The organism is Roseovarius conchicola (assembly GCF_041403425.1).
GTDB classification, from domain to species: Bacteria; Pseudomonadota; Alphaproteobacteria; order Rhodobacterales; family Rhodobacteraceae; genus Roseovarius; species Roseovarius conchicola.
The window spans coordinates 292,942-315,603 of sequence record NZ_JBGEHK010000004.1 but is presented as its reverse complement, the minus strand read 5'-3'; the positions used below and the strand labels follow the sequence as shown (position 1 = coordinate 315,603).

General features: G+C 58.5%; 22 protein-coding genes. 8 read left to right on the top strand and 14 right to left on the bottom strand.

Annotated elements, in window-relative coordinates; translation table 11 throughout:
* Positions 1–28 precede the first annotated feature (28 nt).
* The 6 genes from tilS to folD all read left to right on the top strand — a co-directional run bounded on the left by tilS (position 29) and on the right by folD (position 7,756).
* Complete coding sequence (gene tilS, locus V6N02_RS13640; RefSeq protein ID WP_371226148.1) at positions 29–1,210, top strand: tRNA lysidine(34) synthetase TilS; 1,182 nt, start codon at positions 29–31, stop codon at positions 1,208–1,210.
* 107 nt (positions 1,211–1,317) lie between these two features.
* Positions 1,318–3,243 carry an ATP-dependent zinc metalloprotease FtsH gene (gene ftsH / locus V6N02_RS13635; RefSeq protein ID WP_371226147.1) on the top strand — a complete coding sequence of 642 codons (1,926 nt, stop codon included), beginning with the start codon at positions 1,318–1,320 and terminating at the stop codon, positions 3,241–3,243.
* A 77-nt stretch (positions 3,244–3,320) separates the two neighbouring features.
* The gene (locus V6N02_RS13630; protein WP_371226375.1) at positions 3,321–4,028 is read left to right on the top strand and encodes a methyltransferase domain-containing protein; all 708 of its coding nucleotides are present in this window, start codon (positions 3,321–3,323) and stop codon (positions 4,026–4,028) included.
* A 175-nt stretch (positions 4,029–4,203) separates the two neighbouring features.
* Positions 4,204–4,815: an MOSC domain-containing protein gene (locus V6N02_RS13625; RefSeq protein WP_371226146.1), complete on the top strand. Its 612-nt coding sequence runs from the start codon at positions 4,204–4,206 to the stop codon at positions 4,813–4,815.
* A gap of 284 nt (positions 4,816–5,099) precedes the next feature.
* On the top strand, positions 5,100–6,776 hold the full coding sequence (locus V6N02_RS13620) for a formate--tetrahydrofolate ligase (RefSeq protein ID WP_371226145.1): 1,677 nt from the start codon (positions 5,100–5,102) through the stop codon (positions 6,774–6,776).
* Between the two features lie 89 nt (positions 6,777–6,865).
* Positions 6,866–7,756: a bifunctional methylenetetrahydrofolate dehydrogenase/methenyltetrahydrofolate cyclohydrolase FolD gene (gene folD / locus V6N02_RS13615; RefSeq protein ID WP_371226144.1), complete on the top strand. Its 891-nt coding sequence runs from the start codon at positions 6,866–6,868 to the stop codon at positions 7,754–7,756.
* A gap of 23 nt (positions 7,757–7,779) precedes the next feature.
* On the opposite strand, the gene V6N02_RS13610 is transcribed toward folD, so the two are convergent.
* The 3 genes from V6N02_RS13610 to V6N02_RS13600 are packed head-to-tail and all read right to left on the bottom strand — an operon-like array spanning position 7,780 to position 9,023.
* The gene (locus tag V6N02_RS13610) at positions 7,780–8,244 is read right to left on the bottom strand and encodes an SRPBCC domain-containing protein (RefSeq protein ID WP_371226143.1); all 465 of its coding nucleotides are present in this window, start codon (positions 8,242–8,244) and stop codon (positions 7,780–7,782) included.
* Between the two features lie 7 nt (positions 8,245–8,251).
* Positions 8,252–8,581 (bottom strand): ArsR/SmtB family transcription factor, encoded by a 330-nt coding sequence (locus tag V6N02_RS13605; protein ID WP_371226142.1) that lies wholly within the window; start codon positions 8,579–8,581, stop codon positions 8,252–8,254.
* Positions 8,582–8,627: 46 nt separating this feature from the next.
* Positions 8,628–9,023 carry a PaaI family thioesterase gene (locus V6N02_RS13600; RefSeq protein ID WP_371226141.1) on the bottom strand — a complete coding sequence of 132 codons (396 nt, stop codon included), beginning with the start codon at positions 9,021–9,023 and terminating at the stop codon, positions 8,628–8,630.
* A 156-nt stretch (positions 9,024–9,179) separates the two neighbouring features.
* On the opposite strand from V6N02_RS13600, the gene V6N02_RS13595 reads away from it, so the two are divergent.
* The gene (locus V6N02_RS13595; RefSeq protein WP_371226373.1) at positions 9,180–9,992 is read left to right on the top strand and encodes a LytTR family DNA-binding domain-containing protein; all 813 of its coding nucleotides are present in this window, start codon (positions 9,180–9,182) and stop codon (positions 9,990–9,992) included.
* Here the strand turns inward: V6N02_RS13595 and pdeM are convergent.
* On the bottom strand, positions 9,989–10,651 hold the full coding sequence (gene pdeM, locus V6N02_RS13590) for a ligase-associated DNA damage response endonuclease PdeM (protein ID WP_371226140.1): 663 nt from the start codon (positions 10,649–10,651) through the stop codon (positions 9,989–9,991). The two genes, V6N02_RS13595 and pdeM, sit on opposite strands and share 4 nt — an antisense overlap.
* Before the next feature lie 38 nt (positions 10,652–10,689).
* On the bottom strand, positions 10,690–13,098 hold the full coding sequence (locus V6N02_RS13585) for a ligase-associated DNA damage response DEXH box helicase (protein WP_371226139.1): 2,409 nt from the start codon (positions 13,096–13,098) through the stop codon (positions 10,690–10,692).
* A 187-nt stretch (positions 13,099–13,285) separates the two neighbouring features.
* Here V6N02_RS13585 and V6N02_RS13580 point away from each other — a divergent pair, with 187 nt between their 5' ends.
* The gene (locus V6N02_RS13580) at positions 13,286–13,546 is read left to right on the top strand and encodes a hypothetical protein (protein WP_371226138.1); all 261 of its coding nucleotides are present in this window, start codon (positions 13,286–13,288) and stop codon (positions 13,544–13,546) included.
* 47 nt (positions 13,547–13,593) lie between these two features.
* On the opposite strand, the gene V6N02_RS13575 is transcribed toward V6N02_RS13580, so the two are convergent.
* From V6N02_RS13575 to V6N02_RS13535, 9 genes are all read right to left on the bottom strand, one after another.
* Positions 13,594–14,904 carry an ATPase gene (locus V6N02_RS13575; RefSeq protein WP_371226137.1) on the bottom strand — a complete coding sequence of 437 codons (1,311 nt, stop codon included), beginning with the start codon at positions 14,902–14,904 and terminating at the stop codon, positions 13,594–13,596.
* Positions 14,905–15,033: 129 nt separating this feature from the next.
* Positions 15,034–15,534 carry an A24 family peptidase gene (locus V6N02_RS13570; protein WP_371226136.1) on the bottom strand — a complete coding sequence of 167 codons (501 nt, stop codon included), beginning with the start codon at positions 15,532–15,534 and terminating at the stop codon, positions 15,034–15,036.
* Positions 15,535–15,546: 12 nt separating this feature from the next.
* Positions 15,547–16,401 carry a tetratricopeptide repeat protein gene (locus V6N02_RS13565; protein WP_371226135.1) on the bottom strand — a complete coding sequence of 285 codons (855 nt, stop codon included), beginning with the start codon at positions 16,399–16,401 and terminating at the stop codon, positions 15,547–15,549.
* A gap of 34 nt (positions 16,402–16,435) precedes the next feature.
* Positions 16,436–16,987, bottom strand: coding sequence for a tetratricopeptide repeat protein (locus tag V6N02_RS13560; protein ID WP_371226134.1), 552 nt, complete (start codon positions 16,985–16,987; stop codon positions 16,436–16,438).
* A gap of 17 nt (positions 16,988–17,004) precedes the next feature.
* Positions 17,005–17,979: a type II secretion system F family protein gene (locus tag V6N02_RS13555; RefSeq protein WP_371226133.1), complete on the bottom strand. Its 975-nt coding sequence runs from the start codon at positions 17,977–17,979 to the stop codon at positions 17,005–17,007.
* Positions 17,980–17,992: 13 nt separating this feature from the next.
* Positions 17,993–18,961, bottom strand: a complete 969-nt coding sequence (locus V6N02_RS13550) for a type II secretion system F family protein (RefSeq protein WP_371226132.1) — start codon at positions 18,959–18,961, stop codon at positions 17,993–17,995.
* Between the two features lie 5 nt (positions 18,962–18,966).
* A complete protein-coding gene (locus tag V6N02_RS13545; RefSeq protein WP_371226131.1) occupies positions 18,967–20,424 on the bottom strand; it encodes a TadA family conjugal transfer-associated ATPase in 1,458 nt (485 codons plus the stop codon).
* Positions 20,425–20,438: 14 nt separating this feature from the next.
* The gene (locus tag V6N02_RS13540; protein WP_371226130.1) at positions 20,439–21,686 is read right to left on the bottom strand and encodes a CpaE/TadZ family protein; all 1,248 of its coding nucleotides are present in this window, start codon (positions 21,684–21,686) and stop codon (positions 20,439–20,441) included.
* 301 nt (positions 21,687–21,987) lie between these two features.
* Entirely contained in the window at positions 21,988–22,647 is a 660-nt protein-coding gene (locus V6N02_RS13535; protein WP_371226129.1) for an OmpA family protein, read from the bottom strand.
* Positions 22,648–22,662: the final 15 nt, after the last annotated feature.

The following is a 22,662-nucleotide window of genomic DNA, read 5'->3' as shown; positions in this document are numbered from 1 at the left end:
ACATTTCGCGCCTGACCCTCCGAAAAAGATGGGAGTCGCCGTTTCGGGCGGGGGTGACTCGGTCGCCCTATTGGTGCTTCTGGCGGATTGGGGCCGCGCCGATCTGCGCGTTGCCACGGTGGATCACGGGCTTCGCGCTGAGGCCGCTGATGAGGCAAGGCAAGTGGCCGCGCTCTGCGCCGATCTGGGCATTCCGCATGATATTCTGCGTTGGAGTGGCTGGGACGGGCAGGGCAATCTGCCGGATCAGGCCCGCCGAGCGCGTTATGCTCTGATGGCGGATTGGGCGACGTCTCATGATCTGAACGACATCGTTCTTGGCCACACAAGCGATGATCAGGCCGAAACGTTTCTGATGCGCCTAGCGCGCGCTGCCGGGCTGGACGGTTTATCCGCCATGGCCGCGGTGCGGGATGTATCGGGCGTGCGCTTCCATCGACCTTTGCTTGGTGTCACGCGCGAGCTGCTGCGCGATTTTCTGCGCGGGCGGAACATCTGCTGGGCCGAAGACCCCAGCAACGAAGATAACACCTTTGAACGTGTGCGGATTCGCAAGTTATTGGCCGATCTCGGACCGCATGGCATCACAGGCACCGGCCTGGCGCAGGTGGCCGATCAGTTGCGTGAGGCGCGGGACGCTTTGAACGGCTATGTTTTACAGGATGCCCGCCGGATCGTGGGTTTCTATCACGGTGATCTTTTGATCGACAATGATGGTGTGCACTCCGTCACGCCCGAGGCACTGCGCAGAGTTGTCAAAACAGGGCTGATCTGGGTCAGTGGGGCTGACTATCCGCCACGGGGCGAGGCGTTGGAGCGGTTGTTGTCGGCGATCCGGTCCGGGCAGGACATGACGCTTGGTGGTTGCCGGGTTCTGGCACGGCCCGAGGGCGTGCGGATCACCCGTGAATGGAAGGCCGTGGCCGAGATGCGAGTGCCGGTGGGCACGCTTTGGGATGGCCGTTGGCAGTTTGAAGGTCCGGTGCAGGATGGGCTTGAGATCGCGGCCCTGGGTGAAGCGGGTCTGGCGCATTGTCCCGATCGAAAGGCCACCGGTCGTCCTGCGGCCAGCCTGATGGCCAGTCCCGCTTTGTGGGAGGGACCGCGTGTGATCTCGGCTCCGCTTGCCGGGTTGAAAAACGGCTGGCAGGCGCGGCTGATGCGCGGACCGGAGGCCTTTTTCAGCCGATTGGCGGGAAACAGTGTTTGAACGCTTCAGCCTGATTATCTCATTGAAGATAGTGCTATGATCTCTATTTAAGACAGGTGGGCCTTGTGATAGACGCAAAGCCACCCGATTTTTTGAGGAGACTTTCCTTGGGCAACGCACGAAATATCGCCTTCTGGCTGGTTCTGTTCCTGCTGATCCTGGCGCTTTTCAACCTGTTCAGCGGATCAGGGAACACCCTGCAAAGCCAGACCGTGAAATACTCTGACTTCATTGCGCAGGTCGAGGACGGAAATGTCGATCAGGTGACACTGGATGGCGAAAGTGTGCGCTTCCGCGGCACCGATGGGCGCGATTACGTGACGATCAAGCCTGCCGACGCCGATCTGACCGACAAGCTGATCGAGGCCGACGTGCCGGTAAGCGCGGAAAGTCAGGAACAATCCGGCTTCCAGACTTTCCTGCTGTCCCTGCTGCCCTTCCTGCTTCTGATCGGTGTCTGGATTTACTTCATGAACCGCATGCAAGGCGGGGGCCGTGGCGGGGCGATGGGCTTTGGCAAGTCCAAGGCCAAAATGCTGACCGAGAAGCATGGCCGTGTCACCTTTGATGACGTGGCGGGCATCGACGAAGCCAAGGAAGAGTTGGAAGAGATCGTGGAATTCCTGCGCAACCCGCAGAAATTCTCGCGCCTTGGCGGCAAGATCCCGAAGGGCGCGCTGCTGGTGGGCCCACCGGGGACCGGTAAAACGCTGCTGGCCCGTGCGATTGCGGGCGAGGCGGGCGTGCCGTTCTTCACCATCTCGGGCTCGGATTTTGTCGAGATGTTTGTGGGCGTGGGCGCAAGCCGCGTGCGCGACATGTTTGAACAGGCCAAGAAAAACGCGCCCTGTATCGTGTTCATCGACGAGATTGATGCCGTCGGGCGCCATCGTGGCGCCGGCTATGGCGGCGGCAATGACGAGCGCGAACAGACGCTCAACCAGTTGCTGGTGGAAATGGATGGCTTTGAGGCCAATGAGGGTGTGATCATCATCGCGGCCACCAACCGTAAGGATGTTCTGGACCCTGCGCTGCTGCGTCCGGGCCGCTTTGACCGTCAGGTCACCGTGCCGAACCCCGATATCAAGGGCCGCGAGAAAATCCTTGGTGTGCATGCCCGCAAAACGCCGCTTGGTCCTGACGTGGACCTGCGTATTATCGCTCGTGGCACGCCCGGATTCTCGGGTGCCGATCTGGCCAACCTCGTGAACGAGGCGGCTCTGATGGCTGCCCGCGTGGGCCGTCGTTTCGTGACCATGATCGATTTTGAGAACGCCAAGGACAAGGTGATGATGGGAGCCGAAAGGCGCTCGATGGTGCTGACCGACGATCAGAAGGAAAAGACCGCCTATCACGAGGCTGGACACGCGGTGGTGGGCCTGACCCTGCCGAAATGCGATCCGGTTTATAAGGCCACGATCATCCCGCGCGGTGGCGCGCTGGGCATGGTGGTCAGCCTGCCCGAGATTGACCGTCTGAACTGGCACCGCTCAGAGTGTGAGCAGAAATTGGCCATGACCATGGCCGGTAAGGCCGCTGAAATCCTGAAATACGGTGCCGATGAGGTGTCGAACGGCCCGGCGGGTGATATCCAACAGGCCAGCGGACTGGCGCGCGCCATGGTGCTGCGCTGGGGCATGTCCGACAAGGTTGGCAACATCGATTACCAGCAGGCCCACGAGGGGTATATGGGCAACGGAGCGGGCGGGTTCTCGATCTCGGCAGCCACCAAAGAGCTGATCGAGGACGAGGTCAAACGCATGATAGATGAGGCCTATGAAGAGGCTTATAAGATTCTCAGCGACCGCAAGGAAGATTGGGAGCGTCTGGCCCAAGGCCTGCTGGAATACGAAACACTGACCGGTGAGGAAATCCAGCGGGTGATGCGCGGCGAGCCGCCTGAGGAAGATGATGACGAAAGCGGCACCCCCGAGGCCGCGGAAAAACCATCGCTGACCGCGATCCCGAAGACCAAGCCGAAGTCCTCACCCGGTCTGGGCGAGGGCGGGCCGGAGCCCGAACCTTCGGCGTGAGCGGGACCGTCACCAAAACCGCCGACTGGAACCCGAGCGCCTATGCTCGGTTCGGAGACCTGCGTCTGCGCCCCGGGTTGGACCTGCTGAATAATGTGGGCCAGATGGGCGCGGGTGACATTGTTGATCTGGGATGTGGCAACGGGGCGATGGCCAAGGCGCTGGGCGCACGGGCCGGCACGCGCGATGTGATCGGTGTTGATGCCTCTCCGGCGATGCTGGACAAAGCCCGCCAGACCAAGGGATATTCCAGTGTCCAGATGGCCGATATCGCCGATTGGCATCCGCGTCGCGCCCCAGGGTTGATTTTTTCCAACGCGGTTTTGCACTGGGTGGGCAACCACGAAAAACTATTGCCCAAGCTGGTGCAGATGCTGGGCATGGGCGGCACCCTGGCCGTGCAGATGCCGCATCAGAACAAGGCACCATCGCATCGCGTTTGGCTGAGCCTCGCCGAAGAGCTGTTTCCGGGGCGGGTTGAAAAGATGGGCACACCGGGGGTCATGGCGCCGGTGAAATACGACGAATTGCTGGCCCCGCTGGGCAAATTCCGGCTGTGGGAAACTGAGTATTATCAGCGCCTTGTGGCTGAATCGGGTAGCCATCCGGTGCGCCGTTTCACCGAACATACCTATGCGCGGCCTGTCTTGCAGGCGCTGCAGGGCGATGAAAAAGCCACGCTGATTGCGCGCTACGAAGAGGTGATGCACGCGGCCTACCCGGTGCGCGATGATGGCTCGGTTCTGTTCCCGTTCCGGCGGATGTTTTTCACGCTGACAGTTTAAAGCGTTTCGCGACGAACCTGGCTCAGAGAGTGTCGCGAAACACAGGGTGCTCATAAGGCTTTAGGTTGCTCTGTCTTCTGCGCGAAATTCATGACTGCGATCACAATTTCTCATTTGACGCAGGCGTGCGGTGCACTGAGAGTGGCCGGATCAATGATCGCGCGAGGAAGATATCATGCCAGCCCTGATCCCGACCAATCACAAAGCAAAAATCACTTGGCTGGGCCGGGTTGAAGAAGGCGGCGAGGGCATCCGATCGGTTCCTCTGAACACGACCATTCACGCCAGCTATGCCGGGGTGGAGGGCGAAGTGCATTCGGGTCTGACCCGCCCCTCCTGTGTGCGGACGGTGACGCAGTTCCCCGAGGGTACGGAAATCCGCAATGTGCGACAGTTTTCGATCCTCTCGGTTGAGGAAATGGCCGCGACGGCCGCCGAGATGGGGCTGGACGGGCTGGAACCGGAATGGGTGGGCGCGTCGATGATCATCGAAGGGATCGACGATTTCACCCATGTCCCACCCTCGTCGCGTTTGATGAACGCGGCGGGGACGTCACTGGTGATTGATATGTTGAACCGTCCTTGCCTTTACCCCGCCAAAGAGGTTGAGAAGGACAAGCCCGGCTATGGCAAAGCCTATAAGACTGCGGCCAAGGGGCGGCGCGGCGTGACCGCCTGGGTCGAGCGGGAAGGGCCGCTGTCGGTGGGTGATGAGCTTGTATTGCATGTGCCGGACCAAAGAGTCTGGACCCATCTGGAAAGCTGTCTGACGGGCAAGCAAACCTGACCTGATGGAATGCGCCTGCGCGTGTGCCGCATGTCCCGGTGTCCTCTTGATGTCGCCCGCCTTGGACGTGGCGCTTGGATAAGCGGTCATTGACGTGAGTATTTTAAGAGCAGGGACGTAGCCGCTGTGCCTTTATTCGAGGGGCATGCTGTTTCCGATCCGAAACGCCGGGGCGGGGGCCCGCCGCAACAAGCGGTGGAAATGTCGGATTCGCAATTTGTATACCGTGGCAGACCAGCTATAGCAGATCAGCATTTCCGCCTTGTCTGCATGAGGGAACCGACATGAGCTATAAGTCCGACATTGAAATTGCCCGCGAGGCGCAGAAGAAACCGATCCAGGAGATTGGTGACAAGCTGGGCATTCCGACGGAGCATCTGCTGCCTTATGGCCATGACAAGGCGAAGGTCAGTCAGGCCTATATCAACTCGGTTCAGAGCAATGAGAACGGCAAACTGATCCTTGTGACCGCAATCAATCCCACGCCTGCGGGCGAAGGTAAGACCACCACGACCGTGGGTCTGGGCGATGGCCTGAACCGGATCGGCAAGAAGGCGATGGTCTGTATCCGCGAGGCCAGCCTGGGGCCGAATTTTGGGATGAAGGGCGGGGCTGCCGGTGGTGGCTATGCGCAGGTCGTTCCGATGGAGGATATGAACCTTCACTTCACTGGCGATTTCCATGCGATCACCTCGGCGCACTCGCTTCTGAGCGCGATGCTGGACAACCACATTTACTGGGGTAACGAGGCCGGGATTGATACCCGTCGTGTCACCTGGCGCCGTGTTGTCGACATGAATGACCGGTCCTTGCGTCAGATCACCTCGTCTCTGGGCGGCGTGTCCAACGGCTTTGCGCGCGAAGACGGGTTTGACATCACCGTGGCCTCCGAGGTTATGGCGATCCTGTGCCTGGCCAAGGATCTCAAGGACCTGGAGAAACGTCTGGGCGACATGATCGTGGCCTATCGCCGCGACCGCTCGCCAGTCTTCTGCCGCGATATTGGTGCCGAGGGTGCGATGACTGTTTTGCTGAAAGACGCGATGCAGCCCAACCTGGTGCAGACACTGGAAAACAACCCGGCCTTTGTGCATGGCGGCCCGTTTGCCAACATCGCGCATGGCTGTAACTCGGTGATTGCCACCACTACAGCTTTGAAAATCGCCGACTACGTGGTGACAGAAGCCGGGTTTGGCGCCGATCTGGGTGCCGAGAAGTTCATGAATATCAAGTGCCGCAAAGCCGGGCTTGCGCCCTCGGCGGTGGTTCTGGTGGCCACGATCCGGGCGATGAAGATGAACGGTGGTGTTGCGAAAGCAGATCTGGGGCCGGAAAACGTAGAAGCCGTGAAGGCGGGCTGTCCGAACCTTGGCCGTCACATCGAAAACCTGAAATCCTTTGGCGTTCCCGTGGTTGTCGCAATCAACCATTTCGTCACCGACACGGACGCCGAAGTGGATGCCGTGGCCGCGTATGTAAACGATCATGGGGCGGAGGCCGTTGTGTCCAAGCATTGGGAATTCGGTTCGGAAGGATCGGAGGATCTTGCCAGGAAGGTGGTTGAGGTTGTGGATGCGGGCAATGCCAATTTCGCACCGATCTATCCGGACGAAATGTCGCTGTTTGAGAAGGTGGAGACCATTGCCAAGCGCATTTACCGCGCCGATGAGGTTCTGGCCGACAAGAAAATCCGCGATCAGCTGAAGCTGTGGGAAGAGCAGGGCTATGGCGATCTGCCGGTCTGCATGGCGAAAACGCAGTACAGCTTTTCGACCGACCCCAACTTGCGCGGGGCGCCCACGGGACATTCCGTACCGGTCCGCGAAGTGCGCCTGAGTGCTGGTGCCGGGTTCGTTGTTGTGGTCTGCGGCGAGATCATGACCATGCCGGGCCTGCCCAGCAAGCCTGCGGCGATGAGCATTCATCTGAATGAAGACGGCCAGATCGAAGGCTTGTTCTAAGAAATGAGCGGCGGGGTGAACCCCGCCCTACCAATCATAGCGTAGGGCGGGGGTTTCCCCGCCTTACCTGTTTGAAAGGAAAGACGAAAATGACAGCGCAGATTATCGACGGCAAGGCGTTTGCGGCCACCGTGCGTGAGAAAGTGGCAGGCCATGTGGCACGTCTGAAGGAAGAAAATGACATCACACCCGGGCTGGCCGTGGTTCTGGTGGGCGAAGACCCGGCAAGCCAGGTTTATGTCCGCTCGAAAGGCAAGCAGACCGTCGAAGTGGGTATGAATTCTTACGAGCACAAACTGGATGCCGATACCTCGGAAGGTGTGTTGCTGTCGCTGATCGACAAGCTGAACAAAGATCCGGAGGTACATGGCATTCTGGTGCAATTGCCGCTGCCCGGGCATCTGAACGAGGATCTGGTGATCAATTCGATTGATCCGGCCAAGGACGTGGACGGGTTCCATATTTCAAACGTGGGCCTGCTGGGCACCGGTCAGAAATCAATGGTGCCTTGCACGCCGTTGGGGTGCCTTATGATGCTGCGCGATCATCATGGCAGCCTGTCTGGCATGGATGCGGTGGTCATTGGCCGCTCCAACATCGTGGGCAAGCCGATGGCGCAGCTGCTGCTGGGCGACAGCTGCACCGTGACCATCGCGCATTCGCGCACCAAGGATTTGCCTGATGTTGTGCGTCGCGCCGATATTGTGGTGGCCGCCGTGGGCCGCCCTGAAATGGTGCCGGGCGACTGGATCAAGGAAGGTGCCACCGTGATCGACGTGGGCATCAACCGGATCGAACGCGACGGCAAAAACAAGCTGGTGGGTGATGTGGACTTTGCCTCCGCATCCGAACGGGCCGGGGCGATCACGCCTGTGCCGGGTGGCGTTGGACCGATGACCATTGCCTGCCTGCTGGCCAACACCGTGACGGCCTGTTGCCGGGCCAACGGGCTGGCGGAACCGGAAGGACTGACTGCCTGAGACGATCCGGGCGTGGGCGTCGTTCAGAGAATGGCGTCCAGCCGGGCATAGCTTTGCTCCATACCCTCGGCCATCCCCATGTCGAGCATCGCCTGACGCGCATCTGCGTCAGGCAGTTCCATCACCATATGCAGCAGACATCCACCTTCTCCATCGTCCTTGAAAGTTGTGGTGATGGTATTGGTGGGCGCAGGATCGGGCATGTGGAAGATTTCGGTATGGACCATCCGATGCGGCGGATCGAGCGACAGGAATTCACCCGTCAGCAACAGTTCCTCGCCATCCTCCGAGCGCCACTGGATGCGGATTTTGCCGCCGACCCGCGCGTCATATTCGCAGACTGGCATGAACCAGCCTGGCGGTCCGAGCATCCATTTCTGCACCAGATCAGCATCCGTATGAGCGGTGTAAACGGTGGCGGGTGGCGCGGTAAAGCGGCGGGTGACAATCAGGGCGGTTTCGCCGTGCAGCTCTATTTCAAGGGGCATGGTATCCTCAGCTCTTACGGTTTTGCATGTCAAACAGGACTGTGTCGAGGCGATCGTAATTCGCCTCCAGCGCCGTGCGAAGCCTTGCGATCCACGCGTCGATGCCATCGAGCGCATCGGGGGCGAGGCGATACACCCGGTACTGTGCCTGAACTTCGCGGGTGATCAGTCCCGCCTCAGTCAGAATTTTCAGATGGCGGGACACGTTGGGTTGGCTCATATCCAGCGGGGCGGACAATTCACCGACCGTTGCCGCCCCCTGGGACAAGCGTGCCAACAATGCGCGGCGTGTCGGGTCGGCAAGTGCAGCGAATTTCTGATCTGTGGTGTGCAGCATGAGGTTTTATATATCGATTTGCTTATATAAGCGAAATATAAAATACCTACCCCATCGCCACCGGCATCATCGTGCCGGTCAGAAGGGCAATGTGTTTTTCAACGCCGTCGGTGATGGCAAAGACATCCGACTGCACAACCATCAATCGCCGTCCCGGCTTGACCACGCGACCCCGTGCAATCAGCAAATCGCCCTGGCCGGGGGCCAGCAGGTTGATCTTCATCTCGGTGGTCAGAACCTCGTGATCCTCGGGCATCAGCGACAGGGCCGCATATCCCGCCGCGCTGTCCCCAATGGCGAAGGTCAGGCCCGCATGGGCAAAGCCCTGTTGCTGAAGGCTGCCTTGAAGAATCGGGGCAGATATCTGGGCCAGACCGGGGCTGGACATCTGCAACGAGGCTCCGAATGTCGCCATCATCGATTGAGCGTCGAAGCTCGCCATGATCTTTTCATGGATATTTGGGGAAAGTTCTACGGGATTTCCCATATTGCACTGACCTCTCGAATTGCATCCTAACGGTAGTTACAGGATTGTGAAGTTATTTTGGGTTGAGTTCCCGCCTGTCAACTATCAGAAATGAAGGCAGGTTTTGTGAGTATGCCGAATTTGGAAGAGATCAGAAAGAGTTTCGCCGTCACTTATGAGCGGCTGTTTTCCCCGATCACTGGCTTCATTTTCGCGGTTTGTTGGCTGGGGACAGTCGTCGCGGGCCCGTTTGGCACCTACGAGGCGATGGATTGGGAACTCCGCACTTTCTACTGGTTTTGTGTGGTCGCCGGCGCCATTTTTCTGGGCTTTGGCGTATATGCGTTAAGCGTGGCGCTGGTCGGGCTTGAGCGGCCGTGGACGACGGATTTGCTTGCCTCGATGATAATGACGGTTGTCTTTGCACCATGTGTTTTCGGGCTGCGGATGTATCTGGCGCAGTTTGCTGACGGGCTTTATGTGAACGGCTCGGCCATCACCGCGAATACCTTTATCTTGTCGGTGGCGATATTTGCGCTGCGCCGGCGGCTGCAACCCTGTCCAACGGATGAAGAACTGATCACTGCGGCGCGGGAAAGGGCCATGGTCGAACCGCGCCTGTTGCGTCGGCTGCCGCCCGAGCTGCGCGCACCGGTGTTGCGTCTGTCGGCGAATGACCATCATGTGGAAGTGGCCACGGAAATGGGGCGCGCGACCCTGCGCCTGCGCCTGACGGATGCGATCAACGAGATGGAACCGGTTGAGGGCATGTGCACGCACCGCTCGCACTGGGTTGCTTTGGCGGCCATCGTCGGCGTGGACCGCGGCGACCGCCAAAAAACCCTGGTGGTGCTGAGCAATGGTGATCGCATCCCGGTCAGCCGCAAATACCGCCCTGCACTGGAAGAGGCGGGGATTGTTCCCAAAACAGTGCCTACAGCTTAACGCGGCATTGGCATTGCATGCAGGGTAGTGCCGGTCAGCACCGCAAGCGCCTCTTTGCGCATCAGTTGTGTGAGGGCGCTATCATGGCTGCGCAAACCGCCGGTATAGGTTCCATAGGCGGGCATGATCATCCGATCACTGTCGACCAGAAAGGCAGGCCGGGTCACACTGCGCCCGCGGGCCTGCAAGGTGGCTTTGGGGTGGTAGTGGCCGGATACCTCGCCACTGTGGCCCGGCCTGGCAATATGGCGGAAGGTTAGCGGCGGCAAAGGCAGTTCGGACAGGTGCGTCCCGCCCAGATCAAGCGGACCCGGATCGTGATTGCCCTCGATCCAGATCCAGCGCCGTCCGGCCTGAAGGCGGGCGATCCACAGTTTTTCGCTGTCCGAGAGGGCCTGCGCGGCGGCCAGATCATCAAAACTGTCGCCAAGACACACCACGGTTGTGGCCCCGGTGGCCGCCAAATCCGCCTCCAGCCGCATCAGGGTGTCGCGGGTTTCATAAGGGGGCAAGGGCGGCTCGCCCAGCCGGGCACGGCGCTCGGATTTGCCCAGATGCAGGTCTGACACACAAAGCAGCCCTTGATCAGGCCAAAACAGCGCCCCCGATCCAAGGGCTATCAAGCGAACGCCTGCAAGGGTGAAATCATACCCGTTCATGCTATGTTCTTGGCTTGGCAGGCGCGTGATTGCAAGCCTTATGTTGTCAGCCCCGCCTCAGCCATCAAACGCTCGGCCTCCTCAGCCATCAGGCGATCCTGCGCCATACCTTCAACCGGCGTTTTGCCCATTTCCAGGAACAGAGGGGCCGCGAGAGGCGAGACATGCGGCAGGCGATGCAGATCAATCCGTGGCCCGATGCGTGCCAGCATGTCCTCGACCCGACCAAAGTCGATCAACCCGCGCATCGCCTCGGTCCGGGTGATGCGCAGCAGCAGGTGATCGGGGTCATACTTGGCCAGCGTGTCATAGATGATGTCCGACGACATGGTCGCTTGCCGCCCTGATTTGCGCGCCTGTGGCGAGTTGCGTTGGATCAGCCCTGCTATGGTGGCCGAGGCACGAAAGGTACGTTTCATCAAGGCGTTCCCCTGCAACCACGCCTCAAGCCCGTCGCGCAATGCGGTGGGATCAAACAGCGGTGCCGGGTCGCTGAGCGGTTCCAGCCCCCAGATCAGCGTGGCATAATCGGTTGCGACGAACCCAAGGGGTGCCAGCCCCAATTCCTCCATCCGCTTGGTCAGTAACAAGCCCAGGGTCTGCTGTGCATTGCGCCCGGCAAAGCCATAGACGCAGGCATGTTCGCGCCCATCCCGCGGGAAGCTTTCGATCATCAATCGCCCCGGTTCGGGCAGGGCCGACATGCTGCGCTGAAGATGCAACCACTCTCGGGTATGATCGGGCAGGTCGGGCCAATCGTCTTGTTGAAACAAATGCAGAATGCGCTGTGACAGTTGCGTCGAGGTGGCGAACTTCGTGCCCATGAACGTGGCGATCTTGGGCTTGCGTCGCGCGTCGCGGCTGACCTCGACCACCATTTCGCGTAGGGATTCGAACCGCACGATCTGCCCGCCGATCAGGAAGGTGTCGCCGGGGGTTAATGTAGCGGCAAAGCTCTCTTCCACCTCGCCCAAAGGCTTCCCGCCTCTGCTGCGTTTCAGGCGCACTTTCAGCGTGTCCGTGTCCTGAATTGTGCCAATGTTCATCCGGATCAGCCGGGCGGCCCGCGGATCGCGTAGCTGCCACTGGCCATCCGGGCGTTGCAGCAGGCGTTGCCACTGATCATAGGCACGCAAGGCATAGCCGCCGGTGGCACAAAACCTCAGGCAATCATCGAATTCATCAGGCGACAGCTTGGCATAGGCCCCGGCAGTGGTGATTTCGGCATAAAGCGCATCTGCTTCAAATGGCCCGGCGCAGGCCCGGATCAGGATGTGTTGGCACAGCACGTCCAGCGGGCCGGGACCGCGTGCCTCACCGTCGAGATCATGATCGCGGGCGGCCTCAAGAGCGGCGAGGCATTCGACCACCTCAAACCGGTTGGCGGGCACCAGAAGGGCCTTGGAGGGCGCGTTATAGCGGTGATTTGCGCGGCCGATCCTCTGGATGAGGCGTTTGACGTTTTTGGGCGCGCCGATCTGGATGACAAGATCCACGTCGCCCCAGTCGATGCCGAGATCAAGGCTGCCTGTGCAGACAATCGCGCGCAGCTCGCCGCGTTGCATCGCACCTTCCACCCGTTCCCGTTGCACCCGATCAAGGCTGCCGTGATGAATGCCGATGGGCAGGCCTTCATCATTGGCAAGCCACAGATTATGAAAGAAAATTTCCGCCTGCGCGCGGGTGTTGTGAAAAATCAGCGTGGTGGTGTGGGCCTTGATCTGCTCGATCACAGCGGGGATGGCATGGGCCGCGCCACCGCCAGACCAGGGGGGATGGGCCTCGGTTTCCAGCATCGAGATATCCGGGTCCGGACCGGGATCGGCCAACAGGATATCGCAGGGATCGGGATGGCAGGCCAGCAGGGTTGCAATGGCGTTTGGATCCTCCACCGTGGCTGACAGGCCGACCCGTTTCAGATCAGGGCACAGCGCCTGCAACCGGGTCAGGGCCAGCATCAGTTGATCGCCTCGTTTGCTATCTGCCAGGGCGTGGATTTCATCGACAACGACACGCTTGAGACCGGCGAATATATGCGGTGCATCCTCGTATGAGGTCAGCAGGGCAAGGCTTTCAGGAGTGGTCAGCAGGATGTGCGGAGGGTCGGCCCGCTGGCGGCGTTTTTGTGTGTATGACGTGTCACCTGTGCGATCCTCGATGCGTATCGACAGGCCCATCTCATCCACAGGGGTGCGCAGATTGCGCTTGATATCGGCGGCCAGCGCCTTGAGCGGCGAGATGTAAAGCGTGTGCAGGCCGGTATGCTCACGCGTTGCAAGATCGGTTAGCGTGGGCAGGAACCCGGCCAAAGTCTTGCCGCCGCCGGTTGGGGCGATCAGCAGCAGTGCCGGGGCGTCGGCCCGGTCTAACATCGCCTGCTGATGCGGATGGATCGACCATCCGCGCGCGGCGAACCAATCGGTGAAGGTTTTGGACAAGGTGGTCATAGGTCGTATGTAGAGCGATTGCGGGGTTTTTTGCCAAGCTAACTTCAGCTTTTCTGATGTTGATATCTGCTGTTTTTCGGATTCCTGAAAGAATATGCTAGTAAAGACAGGCCGGTTTTGACACCGGTAATTTGAATAACTGAATTTGGGAGAGAAACTGATGTTTGCACGCGTAACTGAATACCGAATGAAACCAGAGTCAAAAGACGCTGCCACGCAACTGATGCATTCGCTGCGCGGTCAGATCATGGCCATGCCGGGGATCCAGAATTTCATCAACGTCATGAAAGATGATGGCAGCGGGTATGTGATCTCGGTTGTCGAGAGTGAAGCCATGTCTGAGGCGAATGCCCCGAAAGTGGCTGAGCTTTGGTCGGCTTTTGCTGACCATCTGGCCGAGCCGCCGAAACCAGCTGGCTACGAGGTTATCGCGAATTGGAGTAACTAAATCTGCAATTGGCGGGCCGATCATATGGCCCGCCAATCGCATTGACTTTAGTGAATGATTTTTTCTTCCTTGACGAACATGTTCGCCCAGGCGCGGTCCATCAGGTCCGGGGACATCTGATAGGGGATTCCCTCGAACTCGCAGATCGAAATCATCTGGTCGATCAGGAAGATCGGTTGGTAGTTCGCGTAGATGTTGTCGATCGTGGGATATTTTTTCTTCAGCAGGTGCACGAGTGTTGCTTCGTCCAGCGGAACCTGACGTTTGCGGGCAACCATGGCAAAAATCTTGAGGAAGTCTTCCTGATTGGGACCATCGATTTTGATCTTGAAGAAGATCCGGCGCAGAGCGGCCTTATCGAAGATCTCGTTCGGGTGGAAGTTGGTTGAGAAAATCACCAGCGTGTCAAACGGCACCTCGAATTTCTCACCCGATTGCAGGGCCAGAATATCCTTGTTTTCTTCCAGCGGAACGATCCAGCGGTTGATCAGCGCCTGTGGCGGTTCGGCCTGACGACCAAGGTCGTCCACGATAAAGATGCCGCCGGTCGATTTCAGCTGCAGCGGCGCCTGATAGGTCCGCGCGGTCGGGTTATAGACCAGATCCAGCATATCAAGGCTCAATTCACCCCCGGTGATCACCGTGGGGCGTTCGCAACGCACATACCGCGTGTCGAAACTGCGTGTGCGGCGCAGGGAATTGGGGTCATCGATCTCGACTTCTGCTTTGGAGTGCACGATCGGGTCGTAAACGGTGATCACCTGCCCGGCATATTCAATCGCACGCGGAACGTAGATCTTGTCGCCCATCGCGTCGCGGATACCGTTCGAGATCGAGGATTTCCCGTTGCCCGGAGGGCCATACATCAGGATCGAACGCCCGGCCGATACCGCCGGCCCCAGATGGTCCAGCAATTCGTTGGGCAGAACCAGATGGCCCATCGCATTGGTCAGCTGATCGCGTGTGACCTGAATGTTACGGATCGACTGGCGTTTGATTTGTTCGCGATACACCGTCAGCGGTACTGGCATGGCGCCAAAATACTCTGACTGGCTCAGCGCATCCAGCGTGCGCGATTTGCCCGCATCGGTCAGTTGATAGCCCATTTCGCCGCCCGAATTGGCATTCAGTGTCCCGGTCGCCTCGACCAGTTTTTGCTGACGTGCCATGTCGACAAGCTCTTGTGTCACAGCGCGAGGAAGGCAGATCGCGGTGGCGATTTCGCTGACCAGATCGAGGTTCTTGCGGAACATGGTTTTCAGCAGGATATCCCGCATCATCACGATCGGAAGCTGCATGTCTTCGAGCGTGCTTGGGGGCGGGGGAGCCTGAACGTTTCCGCTGACTTGCATATTCATCTGCGTAGACCTTGTTTTTTTGCCTCAAAATCGTGGGCTACGCCTGTCGCGCACCCCGTCACCGGGCAAACTGGCAGAGAAACGTGCTGAAATTGTGGAACCGGCGCGGCAGGTGTGGGGCAGGGGGTGTTATGTGCCCTGAACCACTCCCAGCGCAAGATAGAGGATCAGCGTGCTGCCAAGCGCCAGACCCATCGGAAATTTGCCGGGTCGCGACCAGCTGACCCAGTCCGGAGCCATTTGGCGCAAGGAGGTGTTCTTGACAATCCGGTGCGCGATAACGGCGACGATAGTGACCCCGCCCAGCATCAGCAGAATGTCGATGCCATCTCCGGGTGCCACGAAGGGCGCCGCGGCGGCGAGAAATTTGGAGTCACCAGCGCCCATCACTCCCATGGCATTGGCGACGATCCCAATCACCAACACGATGGCAAATTGCGCCAACCTCCAGCCATAGGCTTCGATCGGGAGGACAAACAGCCCGAGACCCACGAAAATCACCAACAGGGCGAGGTTCGACATGTTGGTGATTTTCATTGTTGAGAGGTCGCTGTAGATCACCCAAAGGCAGATCGGTGCCACGAAGGGCAAAAACAGCAAGCCTTCGGCATATGTCAGTGCAAGCGACACCGGGGTGCCTTTTTACGCGTTTTCTTCCAGCGCCCGAAGCGAGCGTACGGCCTCTTCAAAGTGCTGCGGGTGGGTGTCGATTGCATCGCGCAACAGGCCTTTGCCGATGGTGGTATCGCCTTGTTTTACGGCAGAAAGCCCCATCGTATAAAGCAATTGCGCGCGTTCCGCCTGGGTCGAAGGGATCACCGGCAAGCTGTATTTCTTTTGCGCGCCGCGGGCCAGGATCAGGTTGTTTTTCGCCGTAAACAGCGTTTGATCATTCTGGATCGCCTCGGCGAACAGTCTTTCAGCGCCAGGGAAATCACCGCGGCTCAGCTTGGAATACCCCCAGTTGTTCATCACGCTGGCAGGGCGGGTGGTCAGGCCGACAGCGGTTTCATAGAAACTGTCGGCTTTTTTCCATTCCTTGTTGCTGTCGGCAATCATCGCCTCAAGCCGGTAGCGTTTGAAGGTCTCATGGGTGGGGGGGACGGAATCAAGCATCTCATCTGCGCGATCCCATTCATTGTTGCGGATCAGGGCATCGGCAAGGTCGACCTTGTCATCCACCGTGCTGTCCTCGTGATCGACAACTTTCTGCCATGCGGCGACGGCCTCGCCATTGCGCCCGGCGCGGATCAGGGATTTGGCCAATCCGCGTTGCAGGTCAATCCGGTCCGGTTGTCCGGTCGTGGCGCGTTTGAAATAAGTCACGGCCTCGTCAGCATCTGCCACGGTCAACATGACATCGTTGAGATTGGTTTCATCAACGACATTCAGATCCTGAAGGGCGCGATCGACCTCTTCCTGGTCGCCGGATTTCTCACAGCCAGCCAAAGCGAATGCGCCTGCCGCGCAGATGGAAAGAAGAATAGGGTGGCGCATTTTTCTTGCGTCCTTTTACTGCCTCTGCCTCAAGTCAGGGTATCTTGCGGATCAGGAAGTCACTGCTGCCCCGCCGTACCACTTTGTAGTCTTGCTCTATCTCAGCATCATAAACAGGATTTTCTGTTTTTGCGAGTGCTAAGCGTAAATTGTCACGAATTGAGTCACTTTGGCCATTGTCTATGGCATATGCGCGACGGAATACCTGTGCTGCCTCGGCGGTTTCGCCCTGCTCCATCAGGGCAACACCCAGATTATTCCACGTTTCGGGCGAGGTCTCATCGGCGTCAATCGCATCGCGCAACAGTTCTTCGGCCTGTCCGACGCGGCCCAAAGCCAGATAGGCGCTGCCGATCCCCGAGAGCACTTCGGCAGTCATGCCTTGTTCAAGCGCGGCCTGAGAATACGACTTGATGGCCAGCTCATGTTCACCTGCATCCATCAGCCGGTGGCCGACCAGCATCGGATCGACACCCTGCTCATTCCGGGCGACGCCGGGCGCAAAGGGGCCGTTGTTGGATGTGGTTTCGCCGCAGCCCGTCAGGACCGCGGCAATGCCAAGAATGATGAGCCCCGCTCGCAACATCGCGCCTCTGTCTTCGTTTACCCTCCGGAGCCTCCTCCGATACCCATGGTAAACAGTTCCATGATGCCCAGAACCGACGGGCCAACCAGAATGATCAACAATGGCGGAACTGTAAGCGCCATCGTTGCCAATGTCATCTTTGTCGGCAACTTGTTGGCTTTTTCTTCGGCACGCATGACCCGTTTGTCACGCATCTCGCCCGCATAGACCCGCAAGGCGTCGGCAATCGAGGTCCCGAAGGACTGGCTTTGGATCAGAACAGTGGTGAAACTTGCGATATCCTGCACGCCGCACCGCTTTGCCAATTCGCCAAGCACCGCTGGCTTGTCGCGCCCGGCCTTGATCTGATGGGCGACGATTTCATATTCCTCGGCCAGCGCCGGGAAGGACACATACATCTCTTTCGAGACGCGGATGATCGACTGGTCCATGGATTGGCCGGCTTCTACACAGACCAGCATCATATCGAGACTGTCGGGAAAGCCCTCCTCGATCTCTTGCTGGCGCTTTTCGCGGCGTTTGGTGATCCAGTATTTCGGGATCATGTACCCCACCAAGCCGGGTCCGAGGATCCAGGTCAGCGCCTGTTGCGTGGTTGAGTCATCCCCCGCCTTCACAAGCAGGAAGTAAATCACTCCGAGGATGAGAAAACCGATGGCCAATGCCATCTGTGCGAAATGGAAATACCGCACGGCATCACGATGGCGATAACCTGCCTGCATGAGTGTCAGGCGGATTTGGCTAAGTTGCTCTTCGTTTTGGGGTTCAAGGAAGTTGGCATATTTTTCCAGCTTCTTGTTCTTTGTGCCGGCCCGCAATCGTGCCTTGCTGTCGTCGCCGCCCGTGTCGCGGTTGGCCTCTTTGAGGCGCTCGAGCGGGTCCTGCTTTTCTTTGAAGATCGCAAAAATGACGAGAACAATAAGGATGAACCCAACTGTGCCCATGGCGATGATCGGGCCAAAGGGGCCAAGAATATCTGTTAAGAATTGCATAATCTTTACCTCTTCAGACCCGAATGTTTACAAGGGCGCGCATGACGATCAGGTTAACTGTCAGGAAAACCCCAACCACCAGGCACGCCGGAATGAACCAGGGGTGTTCCATGGCCTCGTCGTAATAATGCGGATCCAGCAGGTTGATGCAGACAAGGGCGATCAACGGGAAAGCCGATAGGAACTTGCCGGACCATTGTGCCTCGGCCGTGATTGCCTTCACACGGCGGAACAGGCGGAAGCGGGCGCGGATCACCTTGGCCAGACCGTCCAGAATTTCCGCCAGGTTACCCCCGGATTGTTGTTGGATGGTCACGGCAACCGCCAGAAAGCGCAAATCCTGCATATCCAGTCGGGACGCCATTTCCTGAAGCGCTTCGCCCATTTCGCGCCCGTAAGCGGCCTCGTCCGCGATCATACCAAACTCGGTCGCGAGCGGATCGGCCACCTCGCTGGCCACGATTGCAACGGCCGAGGAAAACGGATGACCTACACGCAATGAGCGGACCATCAGTTCAATTGCGTCGGGCAGTTGTTCTTCCAGCAGCGCCATACGCTTGCCAGCCTTCATGCTGACCCAAGTGTAGACCCCGCCAACACCCATCGCGACGGACAGCACGATACGCACCGCCAACCCACTGGCCGTGCCGACCGAGAGACCGATAAATGCCACCGCGCTAAGTCCGGCCATGACCATCATCAGCTGGGTGGGTGTAAAAGCGATTGCAGCCTTTTGTGCCTTGTCCGACAGCATCGAATAAAGCGGGATTTTCTTGGACCGCATATGCTGCTGCATTTCCTTGCGCAGCTGCTCCATCACCTGTTCGCGATTGGTGTTTTTGTCCAGCATCTCGAGGCGGCGATTAACCCGGCTGTTCAGGCTGATCGAACGGCCAAACACCGTCAGGTAAAGCCCTTCAACGAGGACAAGAACGCCCACGAAGATCAGGATATAGATAATTGGTTCTGCACTGAGGGTCATGTGCCTTACTCCGCGGCAATTGGTTCAAAGATCTGCGGAGGCAGATCGTAGCCCCACAGGCGGAACCGTTCGGAAAAGTTCGACCGGACACCGGTACCGGTGAAATGCCCGATGATTTTGTTGTCAGGGCTCAGACCCACGCGCTGAAAGCGGAAGATTTCCTGCATGGAGATCACTTCGCCTTCCATCCCCGTCACTTCGGTGATCGAGGTCATACGGCGCGAACCATCCTGCAAACGCGAGGCCTGCACCATCAGATGCACAGCCGAAGCGATTTGCGAACGAACGGCCTTGAGCGGCATTTCGATGCCGGCCATCGCCACCATGTTTTCCAGACGCGAAATCGCATCGCGCGGGTTATTGGCGTGGATCGTGGTCATTGATCCATCGTGGCCGGTGTTCATGGCCTGCAGCATGTCGATCACTTCCTCGCCACGCGTCTCACCAACGATGATGCGGTCAGGACGCATCCGAAGAGCGTTTTTCAGACAATCGCGCGGGGAAACCTCGCCTTTGCCTTCCACGTTCGGCGGGCGGCTTTCCATCCGGCCCACGTGGGTTTGTTGCAGTTGAAGTTCCGCCGTATCCTCGATCGTCAGGATGCGTTCATCGTTGTCGATGAAGGATGAAAGCGCGTTCAGTGTCGTGGTTTTACCGGAACCGGTCCCGCCCGATACAATTACGTTCAGACGTGTGGCCACAGCGGCCTGCAAATAGGCGGCCATCTCTTCAGAAAAGGCGCCAAAGGCGACCAGGTCGTCAATCCCCAGCTTGTCCTTTTTGAACTTACGAATGGAGACAAGGCTGCCATCCACGGCAACCGGCGGGACCATCGCGTTGAAACGCGACCCGTCAGCCAGACGGGCGTCAACATAGGGGTTGGATTCATCCACGCGGCGACCAACGGCCGAGACGATCTTGTCGATGATACGCAGCAGGTGGCGTTCATCCTTGAAGGTGATGTCCGACAGCATCAACTTACCGGCGCGTTCCACGAAGATCTGGTGTGGTCCGTTCACGAGGATATCGTTCACGGTCTCATCTTGCAGCAGGGTTTCAAGCGGGCCCAAGCCTTTGACTTCGTCATAAAGTTCCTGGGTCAGCGTGGTGCGATCTTCGCGGTTCAGAACGATGCTGCGTTCCTGAAGCACTTCCTCTGTGATTGCGCCGATTTCGGCACGCAGATCCGCTTCGGTGGCGTCTTCCAGCGCGGCCAGGTTCAGGTTGTCCAGAAGCGAGCGGTGCAGATCAATCTTGATCTCGCCCAGCCGCTCTTTGCGTTTGCGTTCCTTGTCCTGCGGCACGGTGGTCGCAGCAATCTTGGGGGCTGGCTTGCGCAGCGAAACAGGTGCCGCAGCTTCTTCGACCGGTGCGGTTTTGGGGGCTTCGGCCTCGGCCGCTGCCTTTCCGGGCGAGGCGGATTTGTTGGCTGGACCACCCGATTTTTTGTAACGTGAAAACATCGTTTACCCTTTCGTTACGCCGCTGCGGCGTCATCCTTGCCCAGATCGTGCAGGGAGCGTGCCAATTTCATGATTTCTTTGCGCAGCGGGTTTTTCGCCGCTGATTCAAGCAGGGGTTCACCGTGATCGTTGCACTGCGGTACCGGGCGCCCGCCGTCGGGCAATTGCACCTCGATACCGATCTCGAGGCTTTCGGACATGCGTTTGACGCGGCTTTTGCCGTTGAGGTCGGTGAATTTCGGAGCCTTGTTCAGACAGAACCGGATCTTCTCAAACGGCAAACCTTCGGCCTTCAGTGCCCGTTTCAGGCGCAAGGCATTCTGGGCAGACCGCATGTCCAGCTCCATGGTGGCAAAATACACCTGCGCCTCGGTCAGAACCGTTTCGGACCATTGGACCAGCGTCTTGGGCAGATCGACGATGATATAGTCAAAGTGTCGGCGCGCCAGTTCCAGAACCCGGCTCACGTCCTCAGGCGTGATGAAGTCAAGCGGCAACATGTCACGCGGTGCGGTCAGCACCCACATCTTGTCTTTGTAAGACAGGAGCGCCTGTTTGAAGATATCGTCATCCATCGCATCCGTGTCAGACCACATCTCGTAGACAACGTCGCGCCGCGGCAGATCGAGATAGGTCGAGACTGACCCGCATTGCAGATCCAGATCCAACAGGCAGACCCGCGGGTTGTCTGTTTTTTCCACATTGGCCAATTCCCAGGCCAGGTTTGTGGCAAGGGTCGTGGCCCCGGTTCCACCGGCCAAGCCATGCACGCCCAGCAAAACACCGTCGCCAGGTGTGCCGCCGACGGGCAACTGGGGGGTCGCGGCGGTTTCCGGAGCAGGCGCGGGGGCCTGTTGCTGTTCCAGTCGTTCGATCGCAGCCTTCAGTTCATTCTCGGGAAGAGGGTAGGGGACGAACTCGTCCGCGCCGTGGCGCAACAACTGGTGCAACACCGCGGGGCTGACGTCTTCGGCGATCAGGATCACCTTGATGTTCTTTGACTTGGCAAGGGTGATGATGTCACCCAGAAGAACGATCTCATCCTCATCAGTCGTGTCGATCGCAATCGCGACAAACTCGAGATTGTCGGCGTCGGGCTGATTGAAGAAAGCCATTGATTCAGAAAATCCAAGATCGCCCCAGCTTTCACCAAGGATGGCTTCCATGTCCTCGATCAACAGATCAAAATTCTGAACGTCACGGCTGATCGTGCAGGCCGTGAGAGGACTGGCTTCGGGATGTTTCATTGCACTACTCGACATCGTTACTCGATTCCATTTCTGTTCGCCTGTGCAGGGGCATGCCCCAAATGGCTGTTTATTAAGCGCATTTCCCTGCTTGTATTGCCTGGATATCCAGAAAAACGCATTGGCTCAGGGACAGAGATTGCCCGCTAATATGGGCAACATTTGGGCTAAAAGATCGTAATTGTGCGTTATTCGAGAACGTTCGTGAGGCCGCGGCAAGCCGTTTCACGTCACCAAAAACAAAAGAAACCCGCCCTGGTATGGGCGGGTTTTCAGTTGGCCCGGCAGATGCCGGACAGGGAGATTTCTATGTCGACTATTCGCCGCTAACGACACTTCCTGCGTTGTCCGCGCGGATCAGATTGGATTCAGGTTTGGCGCTTAGGATGGTTTCGCGGAAGACCACTTCGGCATATTTGCCATTCATGATCACCGGATGCGATTGCACAAATCCCGACACTTCGGTCACCGTGCGGCGATTGCGACGTTCGCGGCCCTGGGTAACGATCAGTGGTTGAGCTTCACCGAAGGACACCACCGCTTCAAGCCGGTTGCGGCTGATCCCCTGAGAGACGAGGAAGTTCACAGCGGCCCTTGCGCGTCGCAGTCCCAGACTTTTGTTGTATCCGGTCGAGCCAACCGCATCGGTATGGCCATAGACCTTGAAGCGCACCTCGGGGAATTGCTTGATCCAGCGGGCCTGTTCGCGCAGCGTATCACGTGCACCAGCGTCCAGTTGGGCTGAGTTGAAGGCGAAATTCACCGTGGTCAGTACTTCGCTGGCAAAACGGTTTGAGAGGTCAAACACATAGCTTTGCTGCCCGGTATGGACCAGATGGTTTTGCATGTTGGCGTTGCCGAACGTGCCGCCATCCACCAATCCGCCGGTTTCGTTATACGAGCGGAGTACGTCGCCCGGTGTTCCTGTACAGGCGGTCAGTGCGACAAGACCTGCAGTTGCGAGAAGATGTTTCATATGCCCCTGCCTTTC

What these genes read in the sequence shown, in the direction of transcription:
- V6N02_RS13580 (WP_371226138.1), top strand. Translation starts at nt 13,286, where the DNA reads ATGAAACCAGAGTCAAAAGACGCTGCCACGCAACTGATGCATTCGCTG.
- V6N02_RS13540 (WP_371226130.1), bottom strand. Translation starts at nt 21,686, where the DNA reads ATGTCGAGTAGTGCAATGAAACATCCCGAAGCCAGTCCTCTCACGGCC.
- folD (WP_371226144.1), top strand. Translation starts at nt 6,866, where the DNA reads ATGACAGCGCAGATTATCGACGGCAAGGCGTTTGCGGCCACCGTGCGT.
- V6N02_RS13585 (WP_371226139.1), bottom strand. Translation starts at nt 13,098, where the DNA reads ATGACCACCTTGTCCAAAACCTTCACCGATTGGTTCGCCGCGCGCGGA.
- tilS (WP_371226148.1), top strand. Translation starts at nt 29, where the DNA reads ATGGGAGTCGCCGTTTCGGGCGGGGGTGACTCGGTCGCCCTATTGGTG.
- V6N02_RS13595 (WP_371226373.1), top strand. Translation starts at nt 9,180, where the DNA reads ATGCCGAATTTGGAAGAGATCAGAAAGAGTTTCGCCGTCACTTATGAG.
- V6N02_RS13600 (WP_371226141.1), bottom strand. Translation starts at nt 9,023, where the DNA reads ATGGCGAGCTTCGACGCTCAATCGATGATGGCGACATTCGGAGCCTCG.
- V6N02_RS13610 (WP_371226143.1), bottom strand. Translation starts at nt 8,244, where the DNA reads ATGCCCCTTGAAATAGAGCTGCACGGCGAAACCGCCCTGATTGTCACC.
- V6N02_RS13545 (WP_371226131.1), bottom strand. Translation starts at nt 20,424, where the DNA reads ATGTTTTCACGTTACAAAAAATCGGGTGGTCCAGCCAACAAATCCGCC.
- V6N02_RS13555 (WP_371226133.1), bottom strand. Translation starts at nt 17,979, where the DNA reads ATGCAATTCTTAACAGATATTCTTGGCCCCTTTGGCCCGATCATCGCC.
- V6N02_RS13625 (WP_371226146.1), top strand. Translation starts at nt 4,204, where the DNA reads ATGCCAGCCCTGATCCCGACCAATCACAAAGCAAAAATCACTTGGCTG.
- V6N02_RS13575 (WP_371226137.1), bottom strand. Translation starts at nt 14,904, where the DNA reads ATGAATATGCAAGTCAGCGGAAACGTTCAGGCTCCCCCGCCCCCAAGC.
- V6N02_RS13565 (WP_371226135.1), bottom strand. Translation starts at nt 16,401, where the DNA reads ATGCGCCACCCTATTCTTCTTTCCATCTGCGCGGCAGGCGCATTCGCT.
- V6N02_RS13550 (WP_371226132.1), bottom strand. Translation starts at nt 18,961, where the DNA reads ATGACCCTCAGTGCAGAACCAATTATCTATATCCTGATCTTCGTGGGC.
- V6N02_RS13560 (WP_371226134.1), bottom strand. Translation starts at nt 16,987, where the DNA reads ATGTTGCGAGCGGGGCTCATCATTCTTGGCATTGCCGCGGTCCTGACG.
- V6N02_RS13535 (WP_371226129.1), bottom strand. Translation starts at nt 22,647, where the DNA reads ATGAAACATCTTCTCGCAACTGCAGGTCTTGTCGCACTGACCGCCTGT.
- V6N02_RS13605 (WP_371226142.1), bottom strand. Translation starts at nt 8,581, where the DNA reads ATGCTGCACACCACAGATCAGAAATTCGCTGCACTTGCCGACCCGACA.
- pdeM (WP_371226140.1), bottom strand. Translation starts at nt 10,651, where the DNA reads ATGAACGGGTATGATTTCACCCTTGCAGGCGTTCGCTTGATAGCCCTT.
- V6N02_RS13620 (WP_371226145.1), top strand. Translation starts at nt 5,100, where the DNA reads ATGAGCTATAAGTCCGACATTGAAATTGCCCGCGAGGCGCAGAAGAAA.